This window comes from Pseudodonghicola xiamenensis DSM 18339, assembly GCF_000429365.1.
Taxonomy (GTDB): domain Bacteria; phylum Pseudomonadota; class Alphaproteobacteria; order Rhodobacterales; family Rhodobacteraceae; genus Pseudodonghicola; species Pseudodonghicola xiamenensis.
The window spans coordinates 154601-179088 of sequence record NZ_AUBS01000001.1; the positions used below are offsets into that span (position 1 = coordinate 154601).

At 64.7% G+C, this 24488-nt stretch carries 24 protein-coding genes; 8 read left to right on the plus strand and 16 right to left on the minus strand.

Annotation, left to right across the window (positions count from 1 at the left end; all coding sequences use genetic code 11):
* Positions 1-220: 220 nt before the first annotated feature.
* The 4 genes from G455_RS0100730 (at position 221) to G455_RS0100745 (ending at position 2786) form a co-directional block, all read left to right on the plus strand.
* Entirely contained in the window at positions 221-442 is a 222-nt protein-coding gene (locus G455_RS0100730) for a twin-arginine translocase TatA/TatE family subunit (protein ID WP_028091922.1), read from the plus strand.
* A gap of 6 nt (positions 443-448) precedes the next feature.
* On the plus strand, positions 449-940 hold the full coding sequence (gene tatB / locus G455_RS0100735; RefSeq protein ID WP_028091923.1) for a Sec-independent protein translocase protein TatB: 492 nt from the start codon (positions 449-451) through the stop codon (positions 938-940).
* The gene (gene tatC / locus G455_RS0100740; RefSeq protein ID WP_028091924.1) at positions 937-1812 is read left to right on the plus strand and encodes a twin-arginine translocase subunit TatC; all 876 of its coding nucleotides are present in this window, start codon (positions 937-939) and stop codon (positions 1810-1812) included. The genes tatB and tatC overlap by 4 nt, the downstream gene beginning before the upstream one ends.
* A 134-nt stretch (positions 1813-1946) precedes the next feature.
* The gene (locus G455_RS0100745; protein ID WP_028091925.1) at positions 1947-2786 is read left to right on the plus strand and encodes an ATP-binding protein; all 840 of its coding nucleotides are present in this window, start codon (positions 1947-1949) and stop codon (positions 2784-2786) included.
* Between the two features lie 118 nt (positions 2787-2904).
* On the opposite strand, the gene G455_RS0100750 is transcribed toward G455_RS0100745, so the two are convergent.
* The 16 genes from G455_RS0100750 to G455_RS0100825 form a co-directional block, all read right to left on the minus strand.
* Complete coding sequence (locus tag G455_RS0100750) at positions 2905-4134, minus strand: LysM peptidoglycan-binding domain-containing protein (protein ID WP_051312076.1); 1230 nt, start codon at positions 4132-4134, stop codon at positions 2905-2907.
* An 80-nt stretch (positions 4135-4214) separates the two neighbouring features.
* Entirely contained in the window at positions 4215-4862 is a 648-nt protein-coding gene (locus G455_RS0100755; protein ID WP_028091927.1) for a protein-L-isoaspartate(D-aspartate) O-methyltransferase, read from the minus strand.
* Positions 4859-5641: a 5'/3'-nucleotidase SurE gene (gene surE, locus G455_RS0100760; protein ID WP_028091928.1), complete on the minus strand. Its 783-nt coding sequence runs from the start codon at positions 5639-5641 to the stop codon at positions 4859-4861. The genes G455_RS0100755 and surE overlap by 4 nt, the downstream gene beginning before the upstream one ends.
* Positions 5642-5782: 141 nt before the next feature.
* A complete protein-coding gene (locus G455_RS0100765; RefSeq protein WP_028091929.1) occupies positions 5783-6418 on the minus strand; it encodes an SDR family NAD(P)-dependent oxidoreductase in 636 nt (211 codons plus the stop codon).
* Between the two features lie 149 nt (positions 6419-6567).
* Positions 6568-6843 carry a hypothetical protein gene (locus G455_RS0100770; RefSeq protein ID WP_189658315.1) on the minus strand — a complete coding sequence of 92 codons (276 nt, stop codon included), beginning with the start codon at positions 6841-6843 and terminating at the stop codon, positions 6568-6570.
* Between the two features lie 149 nt (positions 6844-6992).
* Complete coding sequence (gene purF, locus G455_RS0100775; RefSeq protein WP_035365935.1) at positions 6993-8450, minus strand: amidophosphoribosyltransferase; 1458 nt, start codon at positions 8448-8450, stop codon at positions 6993-6995.
* 182 nt (positions 8451-8632) lie between these two features.
* On the minus strand, positions 8633-9244 hold the full coding sequence (locus tag G455_RS0100780; RefSeq protein WP_028091932.1) for a Hint domain-containing protein: 612 nt from the start codon (positions 9242-9244) through the stop codon (positions 8633-8635).
* A 228-nt stretch (positions 9245-9472) separates the two neighbouring features.
* Entirely contained in the window at positions 9473-10033 is a 561-nt protein-coding gene (locus tag G455_RS0100785; RefSeq protein ID WP_028091933.1) for a CvpA family protein, read from the minus strand.
* A gap of 26 nt (positions 10034-10059) precedes the next feature.
* Positions 10060-11424 carry a DNA repair protein RadA gene (gene radA, locus G455_RS0100790; protein WP_028091934.1) on the minus strand — a complete coding sequence of 455 codons (1365 nt, stop codon included), beginning with the start codon at positions 11422-11424 and terminating at the stop codon, positions 10060-10062.
* A 4-nt stretch (positions 11425-11428) separates the two neighbouring features.
* Entirely contained in the window at positions 11429-11896 is a 468-nt protein-coding gene (locus tag G455_RS0100795) for a paraquat-inducible protein A (RefSeq protein ID WP_028091935.1), read from the minus strand.
* 113 nt (positions 11897-12009) lie between these two features.
* Positions 12010-12756, minus strand: a complete 747-nt coding sequence (locus G455_RS0100800; protein ID WP_028091936.1) for an ABC transporter ATP-binding protein — start codon at positions 12754-12756, stop codon at positions 12010-12012.
* Positions 12753-13538 carry an MlaE family ABC transporter permease gene (locus G455_RS0100805; RefSeq protein ID WP_154664308.1) on the minus strand — a complete coding sequence of 262 codons (786 nt, stop codon included), beginning with the start codon at positions 13536-13538 and terminating at the stop codon, positions 12753-12755. Before G455_RS0100805 ends, G455_RS0100800 begins: the two co-directional genes overlap by 4 nt.
* Positions 13535-14575 carry an alanine racemase gene (gene alr, locus G455_RS0100810; RefSeq protein ID WP_028091938.1) on the minus strand — a complete coding sequence of 347 codons (1041 nt, stop codon included), beginning with the start codon at positions 14573-14575 and terminating at the stop codon, positions 13535-13537. Before alr ends, G455_RS0100805 begins: the two co-directional genes overlap by 4 nt.
* Positions 14576-14736: 161 nt before the next feature.
* Entirely contained in the window at positions 14737-16227 is a 1491-nt protein-coding gene (locus G455_RS0100815) for a replicative DNA helicase (protein ID WP_028091939.1), read from the minus strand.
* A 301-nt stretch (positions 16228-16528) separates the two neighbouring features.
* Positions 16529-17206 carry an orotate phosphoribosyltransferase gene (locus G455_RS0100820; RefSeq protein ID WP_028091940.1) on the minus strand — a complete coding sequence of 226 codons (678 nt, stop codon included), beginning with the start codon at positions 17204-17206 and terminating at the stop codon, positions 16529-16531.
* 302 nt (positions 17207-17508) lie between these two features.
* Entirely contained in the window at positions 17509-18597 is a 1089-nt protein-coding gene (locus G455_RS0100825; RefSeq protein ID WP_028091941.1) for an alpha/beta hydrolase, read from the minus strand.
* Positions 18598-19246: 649 nt separating this feature from the next.
* Here G455_RS0100825 and G455_RS0100830 point away from each other — a divergent pair.
* From G455_RS0100830 to G455_RS0100845, 4 genes are read left to right on the plus strand one after another with little or no spacing between them, the layout of a single operon-like run.
* A complete protein-coding gene (locus tag G455_RS0100830; RefSeq protein WP_028091942.1) occupies positions 19247-21460 on the plus strand; it encodes an adenylate/guanylate cyclase domain-containing protein in 2214 nt (737 codons plus the stop codon).
* Positions 21447-22154 carry a methyltransferase domain-containing protein gene (locus G455_RS25405; RefSeq protein ID WP_051312077.1) on the plus strand — a complete coding sequence of 236 codons (708 nt, stop codon included), beginning with the start codon at positions 21447-21449 and terminating at the stop codon, positions 22152-22154. The genes G455_RS0100830 and G455_RS25405 overlap by 14 nt, the downstream gene beginning before the upstream one ends.
* A complete protein-coding gene (locus tag G455_RS0100840; protein ID WP_028091943.1) occupies positions 22151-23839 on the plus strand; it encodes a transporter substrate-binding domain-containing protein in 1689 nt (562 codons plus the stop codon). The genes G455_RS25405 and G455_RS0100840 overlap by 4 nt, the downstream gene beginning before the upstream one ends.
* Positions 23836-24480 (plus strand): hypothetical protein, encoded by a 645-nt coding sequence (locus G455_RS0100845; RefSeq protein WP_028091944.1) that lies wholly within the window; start codon positions 23836-23838, stop codon positions 24478-24480. Before G455_RS0100840 ends, G455_RS0100845 begins: the two co-directional genes overlap by 4 nt.
* The last annotated feature ends 8 nt before the right edge of the window (positions 24481-24488 follow it).

Genomic DNA, 24488 nt, shown 5'->3' on the forward strand with positions numbered 1-24488 from the left:
TGCGGGCCGTCTTTCTGAGTTTGCCTGAGGGGCGTTTGGCAAGATGAAACTGACATCAGAATGTCAGGAGTGTTTCGCTCCCCCGACGAGGGCGCATTTTTCACCGCCATGGCGGGGCTGGTGCCACGGGCTGTTCTTTCCGCCCCCGGGTGGGGCCGGATATGAAGGAGTGGAAACAGTGTGGCGGCGGGGCCGTCGATCTGACTGAAAGGAGATAGACATGTTGAACAATATCGGCCTTCCGGGCCTTCTGCTGATCGCCGTCGTGGTGCTGGTCCTGTTCGGGCGCGGCAAGATCAGTTCGCTGATGGGCGAAGTGGGCAAGGGCATCACCGCCTTCAAGAAGGGTGTGACCGACGGCACCAAGGAACTGGAAGAGGATGCGGCCGAGGCGGCCAAGGATGTGACGCCCGAGACCGAAGCCGACAAAGACAAGGCGTAACCTCCCATGTTCGACATGGGCTGGTCCGAATTGCTGGTGGTCGGCGTGGTGGCGCTGATCGTGGTGGGGCCGAAGGATCTGCCGGTGCTGTTTCGCAACGTCGGCCGTTTCGTCGGGAAGGCGCGCGGCATGGCGCGCGAATTCAGTCGCGCCATGAACGAGGCCGCGGATGAGAGCGGCGTGCGTGATGTTGCCAAGACCTTCAAGACCGCGACGAACCCGCTGGGATCGGCGATGGATGGGGTCAAGGATGCGGCCCGGGGCCTGACCGATGGGCTGGGCAAGGACAGGTTCGATCCCGAGAGCGAGACCGGCAAGCTGGCCGCAGAGCGCGCCGAGGATGCCAAGCGCATCCAGGCCGCCACCGCCCGCGCTGCGGCAGAGCGCAAGGCGCGTGAGGCCGAAGAGGCGCTGAAGAAGGCCGAAGAGGCCGAGGCCGAGCTGTTGCAGGCAAGCGCGGCTGCCACCGCGTCAGAGGAGCCTGAGAGCAAGACATGAGCAAGACCGACACTGACGAGATCGACGACAGCTCCGCCCCGCTGATCGAGCATCTGGCAGAGCTGCGTACGCGGCTGATTCATTCCGTGGTGGCTTTCCTGGTCGGGATGATCATCTGTTTCACGGTGGCCACGCCGATCTTCAACTTTCTCACCAACCCGCTGTGCCAGGTGCTGGCGGACCGGGGGCAGGACTGTGACCTGATCTTCATCAGCCCGCAGGAGGGTTTCTTCGTGGCGATCAAGGTGTCGCTGCTGGGGGGGCTGATCCTGTCGTTTCCCTATATCGCCTATCAGATGTGGCGCTTCGTGGCGCCGGGGCTGTATAATTCCGAGAAAGGCGCCTTTCTGCCCTTCCTGGTCGCCTCGCCCTTCATGTTCCTTCTGGGGGCGTCCTTTGCCTTTTATGTGGTGACGCCGCTGGCCTATGATTTCTTCCTGGGCTTCCAGCAGTTTGGCTCCGATGGTGCAGCGGTGAACGACGGCGCGGCGCCGCTCAGCGTGGTGTTCCAGGGCTCGGCGCAGGAATATCTGAACCTGACAATCAAGTTCATCGTGGCCTTTGGGCTGTGCTTCCAGCTACCTGTTCTGCTGACGCTGATGGGCAAGGCGGGGCTGGTCAGCGCCGCCGGCTTGGCCGGGGTGCGTAAATATGCCGTGGTGGCAATCCTGATACTGGCCGCCATCGTGACGCCGCCGGATGTGGTGACGCAGATCATTCTCTTCACGGTGGTTTACGGGCTTTACGAGATTTCGATCTTCCTGGTGCGCCGGGTCGAGAGGAAACGTGACGAACGGCTGCGTGAAGAAGGTTATTTCGACGACGAGGAAGAGGCCGACGAAGACCTCGCCTCCGAGTTCGACGACACCTGAGGCTGATCCGAAATACCTCGTGCGAAGGGCGCGCCGGGAAACCGCGCGCCCTTTGTCTTTCTGTTCCCCTTGTCGCTGACGGGGCTTCGTGGTTTGAACCATGCGGACGGATTGGAGGACAGATCATGACCGAGATGGATCAGACCACGCTCACCCGCGTTGCCGAGGCGTTGGAACGGATGGCGCCGGCGCCGATGCCGGCGCCGGATTTCACCAGCGCGGGAGGTTTCGTCTGGCATGTGGAGCCCGACCGGCTGGAACCGGTGGCGCGGATCAACCGGGTGCAGATGAATCTGCTGGTGGGGATCGACCGGTCCCGCGATACGCTTTTGGACAATACCCGCCGCTTCGCCCAGGGTTTCAGTGCCAATAACGCGCTGCTCTGGGGCTCGCGCGGGATGGGGAAATCCAGCCTGGTCAAGGCGATCCATGCCGAGGTGGCCACCGATTATCCCGAACTCAAGCTGGTGGAGCTGCAACGTGAGGATCTGCCCAGCGTCGGGCGGTTGCTGATGCATCTGCGCGGCGCGCCGCAGAGGTTCATCCTCTTTTGTGACGATCTGTCGTTCAGCCATGACGACCAGCATTACAAGAGCCTCAAGGCCGTATTGGACGGCGGCATCGAGGGACGACCGGAGAATGTGGTGCTCTATGCCACCTCGAACCGGCGCCACCTCATGCCCCGCGACATGATCGAGAACGAACGCTCCAGCGCCATCAACCCGTCTGAGGCGGTGGAGGAAAAGGTCTCGCTTTCGGACCGCTTCGGGCTTTGGCTGGGGTTCCACCCCTGTTCCCAGGACGAATACCTGGCGATGATCGACCGTTATTGTGCCCATTACGGCGTGACGGTCGACCCCGAGGTGCTGCGGGCCGAGGCAATCGAATGGCAGGCGACGCGGGGCGCGCGTTCGGGGCGGGTGGCCTGGCAGTTCTTTACCGATCTCGCCGGGCGGCAGGGCGTGCGGTTGTGATCGATAGGCGCTGACGCTGCGGTCACCGCAGGTGTCGCGCCGCCGGAAACATTCGCGAAGGCACAAAAGAAGGGCCGGAAAACATCTCGTTTTCCGGCCCTTGGCGTTTCCGTAAGGGTTATTTCAGATAGGGTGTGGGATCGACGCTCTCAAAGCCATCGCGGACTTCGAAATGCAGATAGGCTTCGGCGCCGGGGCGCAGTTCGGCCAGTTTCTGGCCGCGTTTGACCTGATCGCCCTTGTTGACGGTGATGGCGCCGACATTGGCATAGACGGTGAGCAGGTTGGCATCGTGGCGCAGCACGATGATCGGCACCTGATCGGCATCCTGGGTGATTGCCGCCACGGTGCCGCCTTCGGCTGCCATTACCGGGCTGCCGGCAGTGCCGGAAATGTCGATCCCGTCGTTCTTGCCCTTGGAATAGGCACGGATGATCTTGCCGCCGCTGACAGGCATGCCCATCGCAGCCGAGCTGGGCTTGCTGGGCTTGCCTACCGAGACCTTGGGCGGTTCCGGCGCCTTGGCCGAGATTTTCTCGTCCGGCAGGGGTTCAACCGAGCTGGGCGGTGGCGGGGTCGGGGAGCCGACGCCCGGCGGCGTGTCGTCGATGGCCGGCAGGTTGCGCTTCGGCGCCGGTTGGTTCTTGACCGGGATCAGCAGATATTGGCCTTCGCGAATGGCGAAATCCGATCCGAGCCCGTTCCATTCGCCCAAGGCCTTCACCGGCACCTGATAGAGCCGTGAGATCGTATAGGCGGTTTCGCCGCGGGCAACCTTGTGGCGGATCGGCTCGACCCGCTGCTGCGGCGCCTTGGTGCTGGCAGGCGCGGCAGTGCTGGTGTTGGCACTGCTACCACCGGAGGCGGGGCTCAAGCTGGTGGTTTCCACCTGCTTTGGCGGGGTCACGGGCGAGGCGTCGATGGCGTTGCCGGCAAGCGTGGCGATGTCGATCGAACCGGGGCTGCCGGCGGCGGGCTCAGAGACGCGGCGGGGCAGGGCCAGAACCTCGCCCGGGCGCAGCGTATCGCTCGGCGTCACCCCGTTGAACCGGGCCAGTTCGTCAGCCGGCAGGCCGATACGCTGAGCAACCGATGCCACGGTGTCGCCCCGGCGGGAAACCGCCACCTGATAGCTGGGATAAGAGATGATGCCGCGCGTATCGGGTTGCGGGCGGTTGGCGGTGCCGACGCTGCGGGCGGCCTCGGCGGTGCTGAAACCGCCCAGATTGCCGCGCAGGTCGAAATCGAGCGGTTCGGAGCAGCCGGCCAGCAGCGCCAGCCCGGCTGCAGCCAGCAGCAGGCGGCGCGATGGAATTACGCCAGCAGGCAGATCGACGGGAAATGACATCTCGCAGTCCTCAATGCATGTCCCCTGTTGTCCGGGGCTTTGCGGTTTACCTGATAAGAGCCGTGCTGTCGCGCGACCAGTCACACGTCCTGCCCCAGTCCTTCGAGCAGGGGCACGAAACGCACCGGCCGGATTTCGTTGTAGTCGAACCCGTCTTCGTCGCGCCGGACCCGGATCAGGGTCTGCACGGTGTCGGACTGGCCGACCGGTACCACCATGATACCGCCAATTCTCAGTTGCGCCAAGAGCGGCCCGGGCGGGTCCTCGGCGGCGGCGGTTACCAGGATGCGATCGAAGGGGGCCTGTTCGGGCACCCCATGCGACCCGTCGGCGGTGATGGCGGTGATATTGCTCAGTGACAGGGCTTCGAAGACGCTGCGCGCCTCGCGTACCAAGCGGGGGTGGCGATCGACGGTATAGACGCGGCGCGCCAACTTGCTGAGAATCGCCGCCTGATAGCCCGATCCGGTGCCGACCTCGAGAACCTTGTCGCGGGGAGACACCTGCAGCGCCTGGGTCATGATCCCCACCACCGAGGGCTGGCTGATGGTCTGGCCACAGGCAATCGGCAGCGGCATGTCCTCATAGGCGCGTTCTGCGAAGATGCCGCGCACGAACAGGCCGCGGTCGATTTCCTCCATCGCGTTCAGCACCCGACGGTCGGTGACGCCCTTGGACCGCAGCGCGAAAAGGAATTGCATCTTGGTCTCGGGCGTGGGGAGGGTCATTCGATCGCCTTCAGCGCCTCGAGCCGGTCATGCGCGGTCAGGTCCGCCCGCATCGGCGTGACCGAGATATAGCCGTCGAGATTGGCCGCCGCATCGCTGCCGGGCAGGGTGGGTTCGTGCTGGTTGCCACCCTTGATCCAGAGAAACCGCCGCCCCGAGGGCGAGCTGTGCGGTTCAACCGAAAATCGCGTGTTGCGGCGAAATCCCTGCAGGGTGGCACGGGTGCCCTTGACGTCCGCCGCAGGAACCGGAGGGAAGTTGATGTTATAGAACAGCCGGTAATCTTCACCATCGTCGATCCCGGTGTCGAGGATCTTGCGGATGACCGTGGCACCGTGATGGGCGGCGGCTTCGAACGGGTTCTCGATCCCCAGGTTGGCGGGGCCGAAATACTGCGACAGCGCCATTGCCGGGATGCCCTGGAGCGCCGCCTCCATCGCGCCGCCAAGGGTGCCGGAATAAAGCGCGTTTTCGGCGGAGTTGTTGCCGCGGTTGACGCCGGAGAGGACCAGATCGGGCGCCTGATCCTTGAGCACGTCATGCAGGCCGGCCATCACGCAATCCGCCGGACTGCCTTCGGCGGCATAGCGACGATGGCCCAGTTTGGCGATCATCATCGGGCGGGTGTAGCTGATCGAATGGCCGACGCCGGATTGCTCGAAGGCGGGGGCGACCACCCAGACCTCCCCCTTGGGACCGGCGATCTGTTCGGCGATCGCTTCGAGAATCTCCAGCCCCGGCGCGTTGATGCCGTCGTCATTGGTCAGAAGTATGCGCATAAGTCCCGCCCTGTTTGCGCCTTGATAGCCTCGGGGGCGGGCCGGGGCAAGCAAGCCGAGCCGGAAGCGGGGAAATTGCGGCCCACCCGGCAGTGGGGGCGCCGGGAATGCACGCAGGCAAGGGGCTGGGCCCTGGCTCTTTCAGAGCTGCGCCAGCAGCCGGGCGGCCTCTTCCCGCGGGTGGATCAGTGCATCGCGATCCTCGCCCGGGAAGAAACGGCCGCGCAGGGCGGTGGCCATCGGCCGGGGTTCGAGGATGCGTACCTGCGGGCCGGTTCGCGGGGTTTCCGCCGCCCAACTGCGCGCCAGCGCGATCTGCGCCGCCTTGGTGGCGCCATAGGCGCCGAAGAATTTCTGTCCGGCGCGGGGATCGTCGAAGAACACTGCCTGTCCCTGATCGCCCAGAAGCGGTGCCACATAGGTGATCAGCAGCGCGGTGGCGTTGGCATTGACCGCCACAGATTTGTCCCAGTCCTTGGCGTCGATGAATTGCGCCGGGCTCAGCGGTGCGGCATGGACCGCGGTGTGCAGCCATATATCGGCCTTGCCCCAACGGTCGTGGATGCCACGGCAGAGCGTCGCCATCGCTTCGGGCACCGCGATGTCCATCGGGGCCAGCGTGGCGCTGCCGCCCTTGGCGGTGATCCGGTCGTCGAGATCCTCAAGCGCGCCGGTGGTGCGTGCCACCGCGACGATATGATGGGTATCGCAAAGGACTTCGGCCAGAGCGGCGCCAAGGCCGCGCGAGGCGCCGGTGATCAGGGCAATCTGTGTCATGCCCAAGGGTCTGAGGCTTTTCGGCGAGTCCGTCAAGTGGGCGCGCGAAACCGCAAAACAAAGGTTTTCCGATCCGGAATTCTTGCAAATTCCGGCACGCCCTGCGGCCGTGGCCTTCGGCGAGGATATTTTGACCAGGTCGAAGCCGGTCAGCCGCCGGGAAAGCCGATCCGCCGGGTCTTGCCGTTGCGTTGCAGGATCAGCCCGTCGCTGTCGATCGCCACCACCTGGCCCTGGCTCAGGCGGCTGCCGGGCTCCACCGATTTGATCCGGCCGCCGGGCAGGCGGAGAAGGGCGCGAAACCCGGCGCTTCCGCCGGTCAGCCCGATCAGGGAGAGGTCGCGTTCGTTCAACGCCTGCGGGGTGGTGGCGAGTTGGGCCACTTTCGCCGGGGTATCGCCCGGTGCTCTGCTCATGTCGGTCATCTGGTCTTTCCGGGCGCCCGGGGGGGCGCCTCTGGCTGGCTATGTGATCCGGTCCCGGAACGGGCCCGGGCCGGCGACTGCCTTACGTGGTTTTCCTGTCGGGGAAAACCGGCGCCGCCGGCGGTATCGGCCAAAGCCTGCCAGTGGGCCTATTCGGCGGCGGTTTTCAGCTTGAAGCCCTTTTCGATCATATCCGCGGGTTCCACCGGATATTCGCCCGAGAAGCAGGCGTCGCAGAACTGCGGGCAGGCGTTGTCGCGGCCCTGAGCCTCGCCGGCGGCGCGATAGAGCCCGTCGAGCGAGATGAATTTCAGGCTGTCTACGCCGAGAAATTCGCGCATTTCCTCTTCCGACATATTGGCGGCGAGCAGCTTTTCGCGTTGCGGGGTGTCGACGCCATAGAAGCAGGGCCAGGCGGTGGGCGGTGAGGCGATGCGGAAGTGCACCTCGGCGGCGCCGGCGTCCAGGATCATTTCCTTGATCTTGCGCGAGGTGGTGCCGCGCACCACCGAGTCATCGACCAGGATCACCCGCTTGCCGCGGATCAGCGCCCGGTTGACGTTCAGTTTCAGCCGCACGCCCATGTTGCGGATCTGTTCGGTGGGTTCGATGAAGGTCCGGCCCATGTATTGGTTGCGGATGATCCCCATGCCGTATGGGATACCGCTTTCATGGGCGAAGCCGATTGCCGCCGGTGTGCCGCTGTCGGGCACCGGGCAGACCAGATCGGCCTCGACCGGGGCTTCGCGGGCCAGTTCGACGCCGATCTGACGCCGGGTTTCATAGACTGAGCGACCGCCGAGGATGGAATCGGGGCGGGAGAAATAGACTTGCTCGAAGATGCAGAAGCGGGATTTCCGCTGGCGGAAGGGACGGCGGCTTTCGACGCCGGTTTCCTGCGAGATGACGACCATTTCACCCGGCTCGATCTCGCGCACGAATTCGGCGCCGATGATGTCGAGCGCACAGGTTTCCGAGCTGAGCACCCAGCCGTCACCGATGCGGCCCAGCACCAGCGGGCGCACGCCGAGCGCGTCGCGCACGCCGATCAGCTTGGTGCGGGTCATGGCGACGACGGAAAAGGCACCTTCGACCCGGCGCAGGGCGTCTTCCATACGGGCAGGGATGTCGCGTTGCAGCGATCGCGCCATCAGGTGGATGATGCATTCGCTGTCGGACGACGACTGAAAGATCGAGCCGCGCTCGATCAGCTCGCGGCGCAGGGCGTTGGCATTGGTGATGTTGCCGTTGTGGGCAATCGCCGCGCCGCCCATCGAGAATTCCCCGAAGAAGGGCTGCACATCGCGAATCGCGGCGGTTTTCGATCCGGCGGTGGAATAGCGGACATGACCGATGGCAAGCGGCCCCGGCAGGGTCTGCATGATGTCGGTCGACGTGAAGTTGTCACGGACATAACCGAAGCGGCGTGCGGAATTGAAACCCTGTTCGGAGTCATGCGAGACGATCCCGCCGGCCTCCTGGCCGCGGTGTTGCAGGGCATGCAGGCCCAGGGCGACGAAGTTGGCGGCGTCCTGGACCCCCAGAACGCCAAATATGCCGCACTCCTCGCGCAGCTTGTCATCGTCAAAGGGGTGCGCAGGGGGCATATGCGGCATCGGCACGGCGATTAGCTCCGAATCCGTTGGCTTGGAATAGACCTCACATAATGCCATGATGGCCGAGTGTCACGAAAGGATCACGGAATTCCTGTGCATCTACAGCCTAAGGACTGTGCTGTCATGCGCGCGGAAAGGGCAGAATTCGCCGAATTCGCGGCCGGTCAGGGGCTCTAACGACACATTGCGGCGGAAAATAGCGGTGCGCCGCTGAGTTTTTGCAGCAAATGGGCCAGTAAGATTCGGCTTTCACGATAGCTCAAATGTCGGTGACGTCCAGCCCCCTGGGGCCCGGGCACGTGCAGCAGGCTGCCGGTATGGGCAAAAACCACCTCTTCCTCGTGAAAAGCGATGGCGATGCCGCAGCGCAGGGTGAAGCCCGCGGTGGTCCGGACACCGAAACAGCCAGTCACGGTAGGAACCGGCAGCAGTACCAGCGAGTCGCCGAACAGATGTTTGCACAGCGGATTCAGGATCGCGACGCGCTGGCCGGCGTTCAGTCGCATGTCGGAACAATTGCCCAGGCTGCCGGCGGGGACGTGCCAGTGCAACTGGCTGCGGTCGGGGGGCTGGCGGCGGACCTGGCTCAGGGCAATCATCCCGCGCAGGGTACGCACGCGATCCCCCGGTTGCAGGTTTTCGACTGTGTGCCAGCCGTTGTCGGTTTCCAGCAGCGTGCCGGGGGCGAAGGTCCGTTCGAAGGCGCGGGCCGGGCGTTGCGTCGGTGTCAGGGGAGAAACCGCGCGGCGGGGGGAAGACGGGTCGAGCACCGAACTGGGAAACATGGCACAACTCATCGGGTACTGGGTGAAAAAGAAATTCTTCAATAAGTGTAGTAGACCCTATTGCCTGGTCTTTGGATGGCGAGAATATGGCAATAATGCGGCGGCCCGGTCCCGGGCTTCGGACCAATGGAACCTGAGGCGCGAGCAATGGGGGGACCAAAAGGAACAGCCGGCATGGCTGATGCCACACCGGCTGTTGAAACACGGTTGCGGGATGTTCGGCGCCGGTTATTCCGCTGCGCCGCAGCTCCCGACCAGGCCTTCATAGCGATTGATGATCCAGCCAAGAGCCTGTTGCGGATCACGGTTTTCGATCTGCGCGGTCAGATGCGAGAACACCTGCACCGAGCGGCTTTCGTCCACATAGGACAGGTGCGTTCCGGTCATCACCGAATCGTAGACAAAGAAGGCAATGGCGACGAGCACGATCCCGCGCGCAACACCGAACAGGAACCCTAGCCCCTGGTCGATACCGCCCAGGGCGGACCGCTGAACCAGGGTGGAGAACAGCGGCGTGAAGAAGGACACCACGATGAGCGCCAGCGCGAAAACAGCGGCGAAAGCAGCGATGATGGACAATTCGCAACTGGTGGCGATCTTCTCGCCCAGCCAAGGGATTTCCTTGACCAAGGGCTCCATCTGCGGTGCGAAAATGAAGGCCAGGATCGCGGCGATGACCCAGCCGGCAATGGCCATGGCCTCGCGCACGATGCCCCGTGAATAGGCTAGCAGCGCCGAGACCACGATGATCAGGGCCACGACCCCGTCGATGATGGTGAAACCTTCCATATCCCTCGCCTGAAACTAACTGTCCGCTATCCGGCTCCGAAGATTTCGCCGACAAATTCCGTCAGATCGGCGGGGCGCGTCAACGCGAGCCCGCCGCCCGATCCGATTTTGCCGCCGGCCGGAGCGATTGCTGCGGTGAAACCAAGTTTTCGGGCCTCTTTCAACCTGTTTTCGGTCTGAGAGGCCGGTCGCAGCGCTCCGGAGAGGCTGATTTCGCCGAAAACCACCGTCTCGGGTGGAAGCGCCGCATCCTCACGCGCGCTCAGGAGTGCTGCGGCGACAGCCAGATCGGCTGCCGGCTCGCTGATCTTCAGCCCGCCCGCCACATTGAGATAGACATCGAGCCCGGCGAAGGGGATGCCGCAGCGGGCCTCGAGCACGGCGAGGATCATCGACAGCCGGGCGCCGTCCCAGCCGACCACGGCGCGGCGCGGCTGCGAATGGGGCGAGGGGGCAACCAGCGCCTGAAGTTCGACCAGCACCGGGCGGGTGCCCTCGATCCCGGCGAAGACAACCGATCCCGCCGCGGGCTGGCCGCGTTCGGACAGGAACAGGGCAGAGGGGTTCAGCACCTCGGCCAGGCCCGAGCCGGTCATCTCGAAGACACCGATTTCGTCGGCGGGGCCGAAGCGGTTCTTTACCGCGCGCAGGATGCGGAACTGGTGGCCGCGCTCGCCCTCGAAATAGAGGACGGTATCGACCATATGTTCGACAACCCGGGGGCCGGCGATCTGGCCTTCCTTGGTGACATGGCCGACCATGATCACGGAAACGTTATGACGTTTGGCGAAGGTGGTCAGCTCATGCGCGGTGGCGCGGACCTGGGTGACGCTGCCCGGGGCGCTGTCGACATTGTCGGCCCACATGGTCTGGATCGAATCGATGATGACCAGTTGCGGCTTTTCCGCTTCCAGCGTGGTCAGGATGTTGCGCAGGTTGGTCTCTGCCGCCAGCCGTACTGGCGCTTCGGCCAGCCCCAGCCGCTGGGCGCGCAGGCGGACCTGGGCGGTGGCTTCCTCGCCCGAGACATAGACGGTCTTCAGCCCCTTGCGGGCGAAGGCGGCAGCGGCCTGCAGCAGCAGGGTGGATTTGCCGATGCCCGGATCGCCGCCCACCAGAATGGCCGAGCCCGCCACGAGCCCGCCACCAAGCACACGGTCGAGCTCGTCCAGCCCGGAGGTGGCGCGCGGCGGTGGCGTCTCCTGGGTGGAGAGATCGGTGAGCGTGACCGGACGGCCACGCTTGGCGCCGAGCGATTTGCTGCTTGGCCCTGCCGACAGCGGGGTTTCCTCGGATATGGTGTTCCATTCGCCGCAGGCTTCGCAGCGTCCCGACCATTTCGAGAAGCTGGCGCCGCAGGAGGAACAGACAAAGGTATTCGGTTTGGCCATGGGATCAGTCCTGCCCGAGGCCGGGGGCGGGCTCAAGCCTTTTGAGGCGCCGTTCGGTCAGCAGGCTGAGCACCAGCGAGGCGAGGATGCAGAAGGTGAAGAGATAGAGCCCCCAGGCCACCTCGATCCGCACATAGGAAATCCCCTTGGCCAGGGTGATGTAGAGCGCGATCAGGAAGATATCGGCCATCGCCAGCTTGCCCATGACATGCAGCACCGGCAGGGCGCAGCGATCGAGCAGGTGCCATTGCACCAGGGCCAGGCCGATGGTCTTGAGATAGGGGGCGAAGACGGCGAAAACCGTGACGATCAGCGCCAGCACGACATCGGTGCGCCAGAGCGATTGCAGCCCGGTCATCACCGAGATTTCCGACAGACCGAAGATCGGCAACAGTCCCGCCCGCATCAGCGGCGCGAACCAGGCGACGGGGTAGAGGATCAGCAGGGCGAGGTTGGCGAGGCGCAGGATCATGGGTTTGGCCTATCCGATTCCAATCGCGTTTGTCATTCGATCGATCCCGGGACAGCAGGCAATTTTCTTCGAAGAAAATTGCCAAGAAAATTCGAATTTTCTTGGCCTTGGGATCAGCGAACCGCCTCGATCGGCCCCTCGGCGCGGCCATGGATGAACTGGTCCAGATAGGGATCGCCGGAATGGTCCATCTCGGCCACCGGGCCGGTCCATTTGATCACCCCGTCATGCAGCATCGCCACATTGTCGGCGATGGCGCGGACGCTGGTCATGTCGTGGGTGATGGTCATGGCGGTCGCGCCCATCTCGACCACGATCTCGCGGATCAGCTCGTTGATCACGCCCGACATGATCGGGTCGAGCCCGGTGGTGGGCTCGTCGAAGAAGATGATTTCGGGTTCGGCCGCGATGGCGCGGGCCAGGCCCACGCGTTTCTGCATGCCGCCCGACAGCTCGGCGGGGAAGAGATCGGCCACCTCGGGCTTCAGCCCGACACGGCGCAGTTTCTCGATGGCGATCTCGCGGGCCTCAGCCGCCGGCCGTTTGAGCGATCCGCGCAGCAGGCGGAAGGCGACATTCTGCCAGACACTCATCGAATCGAACAGGGCGCCGCCTTGGAACAGCATGCCGAAACGGGCCAGAAAGGCATCGCGGTCGCCCTTGGTGGCATCCTTGCCGTCAACCAGAATCTGCCCTGAATCCGGCGTCACCAGCCCCAGCACGCATTTCAGCGCCACCGATTTGCCGGTGCCCGAGCCGCCGATGATCACCATCGACGTGCCCTTGGGCACCTCCAGCGTCAGCCCGCGCAGCACATGGTTGTTGCCGAAGCTCTTATGAACATTCTCAAGCCGGATCATACCGAGAAAAACGCCCCCGTGATCAGGAAGTTGGCGGCAAGGATCAGCACCGCTGCGGCCTCGACGCTGCTTTTGGTGGCCTGGCCGACGCCCTGGGCGCCACGACCCGAGTGCATGCCGTAATAGCAGCCCATCAGGGTGGCGATGCCGCCGAAGACACAACCCTTGACCAGAGAGGAGATCACATCAAGCGACTCGAGGAAATCCATGGTGTTCTTCAGATAGGCGGCGGCATTGAACCCGAGGTTCTCGGTCGCCACGAAATAGCCACCGGCGATGCCGATGACATCGCCGACACCGACCAGCAGCGGGACGGTGATCAGCCCGGCCAGCAGGCGCGGCACGGTCAGATATTTCATCGGGTTGGTCGACAGGGTGACCAGCGCGTCGATCTGTTCGGTCACCTTCATCGTGGCGATTTCCGCCGCGATCGAAGAGGTAACGCGGGCCGCGATCATCAGGCCAGCCATGACCGGGCCCAATTCGCGGACCATGCCGATGGCGACGATCTGCGGCACCACGGATTCAGCGTTGAAGCGGGCGCCGCCGGAATAAATCTGAAGGGCCAGCGCGCCGCCGGTGAACATTGCCGTCAGCCCCACCACCGGCAGTGACAGCCAGCCGATGTTGAGCATCGCCAGCAACAGTTCCCGCGGGTAATAGGGCGGCCTGAAGATATGGCCGAGCGCTGAGAAGAAGAACAACGCCACCCGCCCGACGGAGCCCATGGCCGCCAGCACCGCCCGGCCAAGCCGGGCAACGGGGGTCAGCAGGATCGTCATCCGATATAGCTGCGCTTGTACCGTTGGCTCAGCTGCGTCAGCAGCTCATAGCCGATGGTGCCGGCGACATCGGCCAGCGCATCAACGCCCTGCAGGTTGTTCATCAGGGTCATGATCTCGGGTTTGCGATCAGGATCCATCTCGGTGATGTCGACGGTGATCAAATCCATCGAGATGCGCCCGGCGATCGGATAGGCATCGGCCCCGTCGAACAGCTTGATCCCCGGCGACAGCGCGCGGAACAGACCATCGGCATAGCCGGCGGCGAGCGTCGCAATGCGCGACGGGCGTTGAGCGGTCCAGGTATTGCCATAGCCGACGGATTCGCCCGGGGCGACATCACGGATCTGCGCTACCGGCAGATCCAGCCGCACCACCGTCTTGGCATCTTCATAGGGGCGGCCGCCGTAAAGGCCGATGCCGGGGCGAGTCACGTCGAAGTGGTAGTCCGCCCCCAAGAGCAGCCCGCCAGTCGCCGCCAGCGACCGGGGTACATCCAGGCCATCGGTCATCTCGCGGAAAGCCGTCAGCTGGCGCTGGTTCATGAAATGATCCGGCTCGTCGGCGCAGGCCAGATGCGACATCAGCAGTGCCGGTTTCTGTTTCAGCGCCACATCGCGCAGGGCGGCCCATTCTTCGGGTTCCAATCCCAGCCGGTTCATCCCGGTATCGAGCTGAATGCCGAAGGATTGGCGCGGCAGCGATTCCACATGGCGCAGCACCTGATCGACCGAATTCAGCATCGGTGTCAGAGAGTTGTCGCGGATCAGATCGGTGTCGCCGTCCATATGGCCGGACAATACCGCGATCATCGGCCCGGGGCCCACGGCCTCGCGCACTGCGGCGCCTTCCTCGGCGACGGCAACGAAGAAACGCCGGGCGCCGGCGTCGGCGAGGGTGCGCGCGACGCGGCCCGCCCCCATACCGTAGCCGTTGGCCTTGACCACGGCGGCGGTTTCCACATTCGTTTTTGCGTCCAGCGCGCGCCAGTTGTCGGCGATGGCGCTCAGATCAATGGTAAGATGTCCGGTACTCATGTGCTGTTCATGCCACTGGGGGCGCTAGGGTCAAGCGGAAAACGTTGGCTGCGTCAGCATGGGCGGAAAGCCGGGAGGATCGGGGCGCCATACTGTCCGGATTGCGATCAGATCAGTGTTGGCGGGGTCGCTTCTGACCACCCCGCCACGGTGGGCGCGGCTCAGAACTCGGGGCCCGAATCCTGTTGTTGCCAGGGTTTGACTAGGTTGCCGAAACGGGTGAATTGCGCCTCGAAGGACAGTTCCACCGTACCGATGGGGCCGTGGCGCTGCTTGCCGATGATGACCTCGGCCTTGCCATGCAGCCGCTCCATGTCGGTCATCCATTTTTCCATTGCAGTCAGATCGGCCTCATCGGGCTTTTCGCGTTCCTTGTAGTATTCACCACGATAGACGAAGAGCACGCAGTCGGCGTCCTGTTCGATCGAGCCCGATTCCCGAAGGTCGGACAGCTGCGGTCGCTTGTCGTCGCGGCTTTCCACCTGACGCGACAGCTGCGACAGGGCGATGACCGGGATGTTCAATTCCTTGGCGATGGCCTTCATCCCCATCGAGATTTCGGCGATTTCGTTCACCCGGTTATCGGCGGTGCCGCGGCAGAGCTGCAAGTAGTCGATGATCAGCAGGTCGAGCCCATGGGTTCGTTTCAGCCGTCGTGCCCGGGCAGCAAGCTGGGAGATCGGCAGGGCAGGGGTGTCGTCGATGAAGAGCGGGCAGGATTCCAGCGTCTTCGCCGCCTCGACGAACTGGCGGAATTCGCCTTCGGTCATGTCGCCCTGACGGATCTTGTGGCTCGAGATCTCTGCCGCTTCGGCGAGGATCCGACCGGCAAGCTGTTCGGCGCTCATTTCAAGGCTGAAGAAGCCCACGACACCGCCATCGACCGCACCCTCGGTGCCGTCGTGCTTGACCCCGCGCCGATAGGCCTTGGCGACGTTGAAGGCGATGTTTGTGGCGAGCGAGGTTTTCCCCATCGACGGACGTCCGGCGAGGATCAGAAGGTCAGAGGGGTGCAGACCGCCGAGCTTCTTGTCGAGATCGACCAAGCCGGTGGAAATCCCCGCCATGCCACCGCCGCGCTGATAGGCGGCGTTGGCAACGTTGACCGCATCGGTGACCGCGCGCAGGAAGGATTGGAACCCGCTTTCCGACTGGCCCTGTTCGCCCAGCTTGTAAAGCCGCTGTTCCGCCTCGACGATCTGCTCCTTGGGTTCGGAGGAGACATCGACCTTGCCGGCCTTGCTGGAAATCTCCTGCCCCAGCGCGATCAGCTCGCGGCGGATGGCCAGATCATAGATCATCTGGGCATAGTCGCGCACCGCGAAGGAAGAGATCGCCGCCCCCGCCAGACGCGCCAGATAGGCCGGCCCACCAAGTTCCTTCAGCCCTTCGTCCTGTTCCAGAAACGCCTTCAGCGTCACCGGTGAGGCCAGCGCGTTCTTGGCGATGCGGGCGGCGGCGATTTCGAAGATGCGGGCGTGGACCGGATCATAGAAATGCTGCGGCCCGATAATCGCGGCGATACGGTCGTAGACGTCGTTGTTGGTGAGGATCGCGCCAAGAAGCTGCTGCTCCGCCTCGATCGAATGAGGCATGGTGTCCGGTTGCTCGGTCTCGGGCGTGGCCGGCGTGAGGCTTGTGATCTCGTTCATTTCTGTCCCGTTTGCCTGTCTCTTGCGCCTCTGCACCCCCGTGGTCCGGGGGGTGGTCTGGGGTTCGGTCTTTGTAACCGTTTCCGCCATAAACCCCTATGTGGAAATCCCCGGGGGTAAGCCTGTGGACTGCCTGTGAGTATTCCCGAGCGGGACTCAGGAAGGGCAGGCAATTCCTCCGGTTATGGTAGCATACCCGGAGGTGTCCGCAAAATGTGGTGAGATGAGACGGCGGGAAAATGATTCCCCGCCGGAGTTTTCCACAAAACGCACCCCGGGTTATCCCCAGGGCGCTGCGGGATCACGCCTTATGCGCTTCTTGCCAGCCGCGCGGGTCGTTGAGGAAAGCCTCGACCCCCTCGATGGTGGCCTGATCGAAGGCGCCGGAGGCCTTGGCCTCGGCCAGCACATCCCACCAGGTGCAGAGGTAATGCAGTTTGACGCCGTGATCGCCCAGGGTCTTTTCGGTTTCCGGGAAGATGCCGTAATAGAAGATCACTGCGGTGTGGCCACAGGTGGCGCCGGTGTCGCGGATCGCATCCACGAAACTGAGCTTGGACCCGCCGTCGGTGGTCAGATCCTCGACCAGCAGAACCCGCTGCCCTTCGGTCATCGCGCCCTCGATGCGGGCGTTGCGGCCATAGCCCTTGGGCTTCTTGCGCACATAGGTCATCGGCAGCGCCATCCGCTCGGCCACCAGTGCGGCAAAGGGGATGCCCGCCGTTTCGCCGCCGGCGATATTGTCGAAGGCCTCGAAGCCGGCCTCGCGCATGATCGTGACGGTCAGGAAATCCATCAGCGTCGCGCGGATGCGCGGGAAGGAGATCAGCTTGCGGCAGTCGATATAGGTCGGCGACGGCAGGCCGGAGGCCAGGGTGAACGGCTCGGCCGCGTTCAGATGCACCGCGCCGATTTCCAGAAGCATCCGGGCGGTCAGGCGGGCCATTTCTTCGGAAGAGGGGTAGGAGGAGGGGATCATCGCAAGACTCCTTAGAGGCGGCTGGGTTGCTGCGGGGCTTAGCCGAGCGGCGCGCAAAAGGAAAGCCGGCACGACCCCGTCCTTTCCCTCCCGCAGGACATGGCGTCTCCGGCTCGGCGCAGAGGGGGCTTGGTCGCCGGCGGCGGGGTCTCGGGCCGGTAGCAAACTCTGCCGGCGATGAAAAGCCCCCCTCGCTCTCGGCTGAGGCGTCGATAAACCCGGGGGGCAGCTTATTCGGTCGAGGTCGTGCCGGCCTCGCAACGCGGGACGCCCACCGCCGTGCCGGCAGGCGCCCCCGATGGTTATGCCAGGTGATCGTCGAAGAAGGCCTGAAGCGTGTCGAAGGGGATGATGTCGACCTGATCATAAAGATCGACGTGATCGGCTCCTTCGATGATCATCAGCTGTTTCGGCTCTGCCGCAGCGGAATAGGCATCTTCGCTGAAATAGAGAGAATGCGCCTCGGAGCCGGCGATCAGCAGCATGGGCCGAGGGGCGATTTCCGCGACATAGCTCAGCAGCGGCATATTCATGAACGACAGGGGATTGGTCACCGTCCAGCCGGCGTTCGAGTTCACCGAGCGTTCGTGATAGCCCCGTTCGGTCTTGTAATAGCCGTAGTACATCCGGATCACAGGATCCTCGATCCCGTCCAGGCTGTCCGGCAGCCCCCCGGCCAGAGCCGGCCTGCCGGTCTGCGCGTCGGTCCAGCGTTGGCGGCTCATCTGCTCCAGCGCGGCGGTGCGCTGCTCGGCGGTCATGCTGTCGTAATATCCTTTCGCCATCACGCGGGACATATCGTACATGCTGGCGGTGGCGACCGCCTTGACGCGCTTGTCCGCCGCGACGGCGTTCAGCGCCATGCCGCCGAAGCCGCAGATGCCGATCAGCCCGATCCGCTCGCGGTCGACAGCCGGGTGCAGACCGAGATAATCGACCGCGGCCATGAAGTCCTCGGTGTTGATATCGGGGGAGGCGACATCGCGCACCTCGCCACCACTTTCACCGACATAGGACGGATCGAAGGCCAGGGTGGCAAAGCCGCGCTCGGCCATGGTCTGGGCATAGAGACCGGCGGATTGTTCCTTGACGGCGCCGAACGGGCCGGCCACCGCAAGGGCGGGCAGCGGCTGCTGCCCGCGCGCGACCGGCAGGTAGAGGTCGCCGACAAGGGGGACGCCATAGCGGTTGGTGAAGGTGACCTTCGTGTGTTCAACGGCATCGCTCTTGGCAAAGGTCTTGTCCCAGCCGTCGGCGGCCCGCGCCGGGCTCGGAACTCCGGCGCCTGTCGCGGCTCCCAAGGCGGCAGCGGCGCTCGCCATCTTCAGCAGGGTGCGGCGGTCGGCGGTGTCCGGGGTGAAGTCGGTTTGCGAAGTGGTCCGGTCGGTCATTTTGCGGTCTCCTGACGGGGCAGCGGTTTTCATCAGGTCATATGCCTGCCGCGGAGGCTCATGATTAGGCGGCCAGAGCTGAATGGAGACATGAGGATATTTCATGAATGATCGCGAGGGCGGCGGCGGCAAGTAGACCGACCAGGCGTTCGCCGGGCGGTGCCTTCGATGTGAGCGCTGCTTCGAGAGCATTGCGGGAAGGCCGCTCGATCCCTGGTCTGTGGGGCACTCCCCCTCTTTTGCCCATCTCCTCACAGGCCTTCCTGGCGCGGATCGGAGGTTTCCGGGAGGCGGTCTGCATTTGTTAAGAAATTTTCTTTATCGGTAAGCTATCCAGGACAGTGGAAGATATCCGGGACACCGGGTGCGATGACGGGAGGGAGCAGAGCGATATTCTTGAGCTGGCAGCGGTGACGGTCGTCAGAAGGACGGCGTGGTTTCAGAAAACCGGGCCTATTCCATTCCGATCGTGGCATGATCCTCTGGATGGTCGCCGGGCTCGGTCCCCGGGGGGGAGGCGTTCAACGCCCCCGTGCAATCGTGAAATTGGGGCATGGCGGTGCCGGCGAGGACCGTCGCGAAAGACCACCGGGACGGGGCGGACACAGGCGGAGCCTCTTGTTTGCTGGTCCAAGGACGAAAGCGGAAAATGACAGGCCAGACCTCCGACGACGACTTGACCCTCCGCAAGACCGCCGACCGGCTAGACCCGGTTCAGCGGCGCAGCGGTTTCTCCTTTCCGCTGAAACCGGCGGTTCTCTTGATCGTCATGGCGCTGACGGTTCCGGTTCTGCTCGCTATCATCGAGATCAACTATCGCTCGACCGACCGGGTTGTCCGGGATCACGCCACCGCCCTGGTCGAGCGGTTTCGCCGGGCAACGGTCGAGGATATCGTCAGCGAATTCGACATATTGACTGGGCAGATCGCGGTGGCGGCCGAACTGGGGCGCCAGGAGCCGGGGTTTTTCGCCGAGGATCGTGCGCTTGGATATCTGTTCCGGGTGCTGCAGCACAGCCGAACGGTTCTCAATGTCTATGTCGGGCTCAGCGATGGTTCGTTTCGGCAGGCGCGGCGCATCGGCGATCCGTCGCAGCCGATCCTCGGGGCGGTTCCGCCTCCGGGGACGGAATATGCCTATCGGCTGCTCGACCCCGGGGCGGATGGGCCGTTGCGCGATCGCTATATCTTCCTCGACAAGGCTCAGACCGTGCTGGGGGAGGTGGCAGAGCCGAGCCAGTATGATCCCCGCAACCGCGCCTGGTATCGCGAGGCCGTTGCGGCGGGGAGGACGATGATGACCGATCCCGAACTGTTCTGGGCGCTGGGCCTTGTCGGCTTTTCGGTCGCTGCGCCCTTCGGCCCCGAGGCGGCGCCTGACGGGGTGGTCGCGGTCGATGTGACGCTGGACCGGTTTTCGGATTACCTGGCCGATCATCCGCTCAGCCCCGGCAGCGTGAGCTATCTGCTGGACGAAAGCGGCAATGTCTTGGCGGCCTCGGACGGGGCGGCGATCTATGGCAGCTCGAACCAGGCGGTGCATCTGCGCCATGTGGCGGATGTGGGCAATCGGCTGGTCGCCATGGCTTATGCCAGCCGGCCGCTGGGGGGGGCCGAGACGGTCTATCCGTTTGCGCAGGCCGGTGAGGATTATATCGTTGGCCTGTCGGATTTCGGCGAGGCCTTCGGCAAGCCCTGGCGGTTGCTGGTGGTGACGCCGCTGTCGGATTTCACGGCCGCGCTCAGCCGGCACAACCGGCAGATGGTCGTCTTCGGGCTGTGTGCGGTGGCGGTGCAGCTTCTGGTCATCTACCTGATCGCCAGCCGCGTCGCCTCGCCTCTGCGGGGGCTGGCCGCCAAGGTCGAGCGGATCCGGTCACTGCAGCCGGCGGACGATCTGCCGGTGGTCCGCTCTCCAATCCGCGAGATCGCGGCGCTGTCGCATGCGATCGAGACGCTGGACATCGCGGTGCAGGCCTTCGCCCGTTTCGTGCCGGTCGGCCTGGTCCGCCAGTTGCTGACATCGGATCAGCGGCTCGAGATCGGCGGGCAGAGCAAGTTCCTGACCATCTTCTTCTCGGATATGGAGGGGTTCTCGACCTTGGCCGAACGGATGGCTTCGCGCGAGTTGCTGGACCGGATTTCCACCATGCTCGAACTGGTGTCAAAATGCGTGCATCAGGAGCAGGGAACGATCGACAAATTCGTCGGCGACGGGGTGATGGCCTTTTGGGGCGCGCCGGCGCCGCTTGAGGATCACGCCTGGCACGCCTGCGTGGCGGCGCTCAGGGTGCAGCGGGTTCTGGACCAGCTCAACCAAAGTTGGCGCGATGCCGATGCGCCGCAGATGCGGCTGCGGGTCGGTATTCATTCCGATGCGGTGCTGGTCGGCAATGTCGGGTCGCGCGAACGGATGAGCTATACGGTGTTGGGCGACGGGGTGAATATCGCCGCTAGGCTGGAAACCCTGAACAAGGATTACGGCACTCTGATCTGCATCAGTCAGGACACTTTCCGCGAGGCAGGGGATCGCCTGTGCGTCCGACCCGTTGACGAGGTGTCGCTGAAGGGGCGGCGCGCGCTGACCACGGTCTATGAATTGCTTGGGGTCTGCGGCGCCGAACCCGAACTGGCGCCTGGGGCCGAGGATATCGAGTTGGCGCGGGTGACGCGCCGGGCCTTCGATGCGCTGACCGCCGGAGACCGTGACGCCGCGCTCGCCCGCTATCGCGAGGTATTGGCACTCCGGCCCGAGGACCCGGTGGCGCGGGTACAGATCGCGCGTCTGCTGGCCGGGCATGGGCAAACGGACAGGCAGACCGACGGGGCAAACATCACGGAGATTGCCGATGACGAATATTGACCGAACCGCCGCTGTGGCCGCTTTCCGGCCAAGCATTCATACCTCGGCCGTTCTGCATCAGCTCTTGTTGCAGGGCGACCGGCTGCGCGGTGCCCGGGTGCTGGACATCGGTTGCGGTAGCGGGGTGCTGCTGGAGGCGGCGGCGGAGCGTGGCGCCCAGAGCGTCTTTGGCGTCGATGTCGAAGCCGCTGCCATCGACGAGACGCAACGCCTGCTGTCGGCCTTTGGCAAAGGGGTCGCGGTGGAAACTGCGGTCGGTCATCTTTACGGCCCCGTGGCGGGGCGTCGCTTCGATCTGGTGTTGGCGAACCTGCCGCAATTCCCGATGCGGGCCGCCTCGGTCGATGGGCGGCTGCCGAGCTGGAGCGATGGCGGAGACGACGGGCGCCGGCTGCTGGGGCCGATGGTGGCGGGGCTCGGACAGCACCTGGCGGCAGGCGGCTGTGCGATTGTCGCTCATAATGCCTTTACCGGTTTGGAGGAGACCCGAAGGCTTGCCGCCGCTCAGGGGCTGGTGCCCGAGATTGTCGATACCGTGATGATCCCGCTGGCGCCGGAAAAACTGGCCTGGATGACCCCGGCGGTACTGGACCGCGAGGCCGGGCGGACCATTCACAGGTTTGGCGGGCATGTCTTCGCCGAGCTCGTCGTGCTGTTGATCCAGGCGCCGGGCGGGCGGGAGCGGGGCATTTGATCGGCCGTCTGTTTCTTCGGCCTGTTGCTGCGGTGCTTGTCGCTCTGCTGGCTCTGACGACGGTGCCAGCAGGGGCGGCGCCAGAAGGGGCAGAGCCCGCTGCGGGGCCTGCCGACGTGGCGCTCGACCGTCTGCTGGGCGATGTCCGGGCGCGGCTTCCCGCCGCCTGCGCGGATCCGGCGGCCGACAGGCTGGTGGGGGTGCTGTGTTCGGGGCGGCTGAGGGTCGGGGTGCGCGACACCTACCCGCTCTTCGCTACGGAACAGGGCGGTCGGCGCTCGGGCTATGATATCGACGTGGCCCGCGCGCTTGCGGATCGGCTGGGGGTGGTGCCTGAATGGGTGCCGGTGCGTCCGGCCACACGTATTTCCACTCTCGCCGAAGGCGGCGCCGATGTGGTCATCGCGACGATGGGGCATAATACCCGGCGCGATACCCAGGCGCGGTTCATCCGGCCGCATTATTACCGGTCGGAGACGATCATCGTCGGACCCAGGGAGGTGCCGCTGCGCGGGTGGGGGGATTTGCGCGGTCGGACGGTCTGCACCACCATCGGGAATTACGCCAATGCGCATATCGTGTCGCGCGACGTGCGGGTGATGCTGTTCGACGGCGCCAGCCGGTTGCCCGAGGCGCTGCGCGACGGCACTTGTCGCTTCGCGGCCCATGACGACAGTTTCTTCGCGTCCTACCTCGGGTCCGACGGCGCGCTGCAGCCGGGGTTCGAACGCAAGTTCGGGTTCGATCCGGTTCCCTGGGGGATGGCTGTCGCCGCTGCTGGCAGCGCAGAGCTTGCCCGAGCGCTGGAACTGGTCAGCCAGAGCATGCACCGGGATGGGACGTTTCTGTCTATCGCCCGCAAGACCGGCATCTTCACGACGTTCCTGGAGGATCAGGAACAGCTCTGGCGCAGTCCCGCCTGTGCCCGGACACCGACAGACTGCCTGATCCCGGCGTTGAACACGGTGCCGCCGCCGACCGCTTTCGCCTCCCAGGTCGAACGGGGGCTGGCCTGGTCTGAGCGCCACCTGGGCCTGTCGCCGGCGCTGCCGATGCTGCTGACCCAGCCGGCCTGGGATCTGTTCGTTGCCGGGATCGTCAATTCGATGATCCTGGTCTTGGGAGCCTTGGCCGCCACGCTGGCCTTCGCGCTGCTGGTGGGCATCGTGTCGGCGCTGCCGTTCCGGGCAACCCGTCTGCTGTCCTGGCTGGTGGTGGTGGCGCTGCAATCCTCTCCGGTCCTGCTGACCCTGGTGGTGGTGACCGCGGTCGCGCATGTGCTGTTCACCTATTCCGCCGCGGTGGCGCTGGGCGCGGCGATTGTCGCGCTGGGGCTGATGAATGGCGCCAACGCCGGGCAGGCCATCGGTGAGGCGGCGGAAAGCCTGCGGCGCGAACAGGGGCTTGGCCGCAAGCTGACCCTGCCGCTGTTCGGGGCGGCGCTGATCCGTTCACTGACGCAGATCCTGTCGTTTCTGGTGAATGCTGCCAAGGGCACCCCGGTGGCCAGCTTCACCGGCGCGCCCGAGCTTTTGGCGGCGTTGACCGATATCATGTCCTTTTCGGCCGGGCGCGGCGATACCTATGCGATCGTGCTGGTCTTCTACATCGGGGTGGTGACGCTGGTGGTCTGGGGCTGCAATCGCGCCCGGGCCTATGTCGAAAGAAGGAGCCTGGCGGGATGAGCACGCTTCTTGATCTGCTGCGCTCGGGCTATCCGGGCGATCTGGCCGCCGCGATGGTGGTCAATTTCCGGATCGCCGGTCTGGCGCTTGTCATGGGGTTGGCGCTGGGCCTGCCGTTGGCTGTGGGGCTGGCCGGTGGGCGGGGCTGGCGCCGCATCATCGCTCCGGTTCTCGGGGTCATGCGGGCGGCGCCGACCTTTGTTGTCATGTTCTATCTTCTGAACGTCATTCCCCACGATCTCAGCCTGGCGGGGATCGACCTCGCCCCCTCGGGGCCGATGATCGTTGCGCTGTCGCTGGTGCCCTATGCGGCGGCCTATGGGGCCGACAACGGGGGAGAGGCGCTCTCCAGTTTCCGGCGCGGCTCTGTCGAGGGGGCGCTGCTGTTCCTGCCCAATATCGTGCGGGCCTTTTTCGTACTGGTGATGTCATCGAGCACTGGCGCTGCCATCGGTGTGAGCGAGGGCGTCGCCGTGGTCCTGCGCGAGGCTGACCGCTGGCCGCAGCTCGGTGACAAGCTGATCGTCTTCGCGATCGGGGTTTTCGCCTTCGGCCTGGTGTTCCAGTCGGGCTTTGCCCTGATCCGTCTGGCGGTGCACCGGATCGGTCGGCGTCATCGCCGCGCCGCGGGGTCGGCATGAACGGCAGG

What these genes read in the sequence shown, in the direction of transcription:
- G455_RS0100825 (WP_028091941.1), bottom strand. Translation starts at nt 18,597, where the DNA reads ATGACCGACCGGACCACTTCGCAAACCGACTTCACCCCGGACACCGCC.
- G455_RS0100755 (WP_028091927.1), bottom strand. Translation starts at nt 4,862, where the DNA reads ATGACCCTCCCCACGCCCGAGACCAAGATGCAATTCCTTTTCGCGCTG.
- G455_RS0100830 (WP_028091942.1), top strand. Translation starts at nt 19,247, where the DNA reads ATGACAGGCCAGACCTCCGACGACGACTTGACCCTCCGCAAGACCGCC.
- G455_RS0100730 (WP_028091922.1), top strand. Translation starts at nt 221, where the DNA reads ATGTTGAACAATATCGGCCTTCCGGGCCTTCTGCTGATCGCCGTCGTG.
- G455_RS0100795 (WP_028091935.1), bottom strand. Translation starts at nt 11,896, where the DNA reads ATGATCCTGCGCCTCGCCAACCTCGCCCTGCTGATCCTCTACCCCGTC.
- G455_RS0100780 (WP_028091932.1), bottom strand. Translation starts at nt 9,244, where the DNA reads ATGTTTCCCAGTTCGGTGCTCGACCCGTCTTCCCCCCGCCGCGCGGTT.
- tatB (WP_028091923.1), top strand. Translation starts at nt 449, where the DNA reads ATGTTCGACATGGGCTGGTCCGAATTGCTGGTGGTCGGCGTGGTGGCG.
- G455_RS25405 (WP_051312077.1), top strand. Translation starts at nt 21,447, where the DNA reads ATGACGAATATTGACCGAACCGCCGCTGTGGCCGCTTTCCGGCCAAGC.
- G455_RS0100845 (WP_028091944.1), top strand. Translation starts at nt 23,836, where the DNA reads ATGAGCACGCTTCTTGATCTGCTGCGCTCGGGCTATCCGGGCGATCTG.
- surE (WP_028091928.1), bottom strand. Translation starts at nt 5,641, where the DNA reads ATGCGCATACTTCTGACCAATGACGACGGCATCAACGCGCCGGGGCTG.
- G455_RS0100750 (WP_051312076.1), bottom strand. Translation starts at nt 4,134, where the DNA reads ATGTCATTTCCCGTCGATCTGCCTGCTGGCGTAATTCCATCGCGCCGC.
- purF (WP_035365935.1), bottom strand. Translation starts at nt 8,450, where the DNA reads ATGCCCCCTGCGCACCCCTTTGACGATGACAAGCTGCGCGAGGAGTGC.
- G455_RS0100800 (WP_028091936.1), bottom strand. Translation starts at nt 12,756, where the DNA reads ATGATCCGGCTTGAGAATGTTCATAAGAGCTTCGGCAACAACCATGTG.
- G455_RS0100815 (WP_028091939.1), bottom strand. Translation starts at nt 16,227, where the DNA reads ATGAACGAGATCACAAGCCTCACGCCGGCCACGCCCGAGACCGAGCAA.
- tatC (WP_028091924.1), top strand. Translation starts at nt 937, where the DNA reads ATGAGCAAGACCGACACTGACGAGATCGACGACAGCTCCGCCCCGCTG.
- alr (WP_028091938.1), bottom strand. Translation starts at nt 14,575, where the DNA reads ATGAGTACCGGACATCTTACCATTGATCTGAGCGCCATCGCCGACAAC.
- radA (WP_028091934.1), bottom strand. Translation starts at nt 11,424, where the DNA reads ATGGCCAAACCGAATACCTTTGTCTGTTCCTCCTGCGGCGCCAGCTTC.
- G455_RS0100805 (WP_154664308.1), bottom strand. Translation starts at nt 13,538, where the DNA reads ATGACGATCCTGCTGACCCCCGTTGCCCGGCTTGGCCGGGCGGTGCTG.
- G455_RS0100820 (WP_028091940.1), bottom strand. Translation starts at nt 17,206, where the DNA reads ATGATCCCCTCCTCCTACCCCTCTTCCGAAGAAATGGCCCGCCTGACC.
- G455_RS0100745 (WP_028091925.1), top strand. Translation starts at nt 1,947, where the DNA reads ATGGATCAGACCACGCTCACCCGCGTTGCCGAGGCGTTGGAACGGATG.
- G455_RS0100765 (WP_028091929.1), bottom strand. Translation starts at nt 6,418, where the DNA reads ATGACACAGATTGCCCTGATCACCGGCGCCTCGCGCGGCCTTGGCGCC.
- G455_RS0100785 (WP_028091933.1), bottom strand. Translation starts at nt 10,033, where the DNA reads ATGGAAGGTTTCACCATCATCGACGGGGTCGTGGCCCTGATCATCGTG.
- G455_RS0100770 (WP_189658315.1), bottom strand. Translation starts at nt 6,843, where the DNA reads ATGACCGACATGAGCAGAGCACCGGGCGATACCCCGGCGAAAGTGGCC.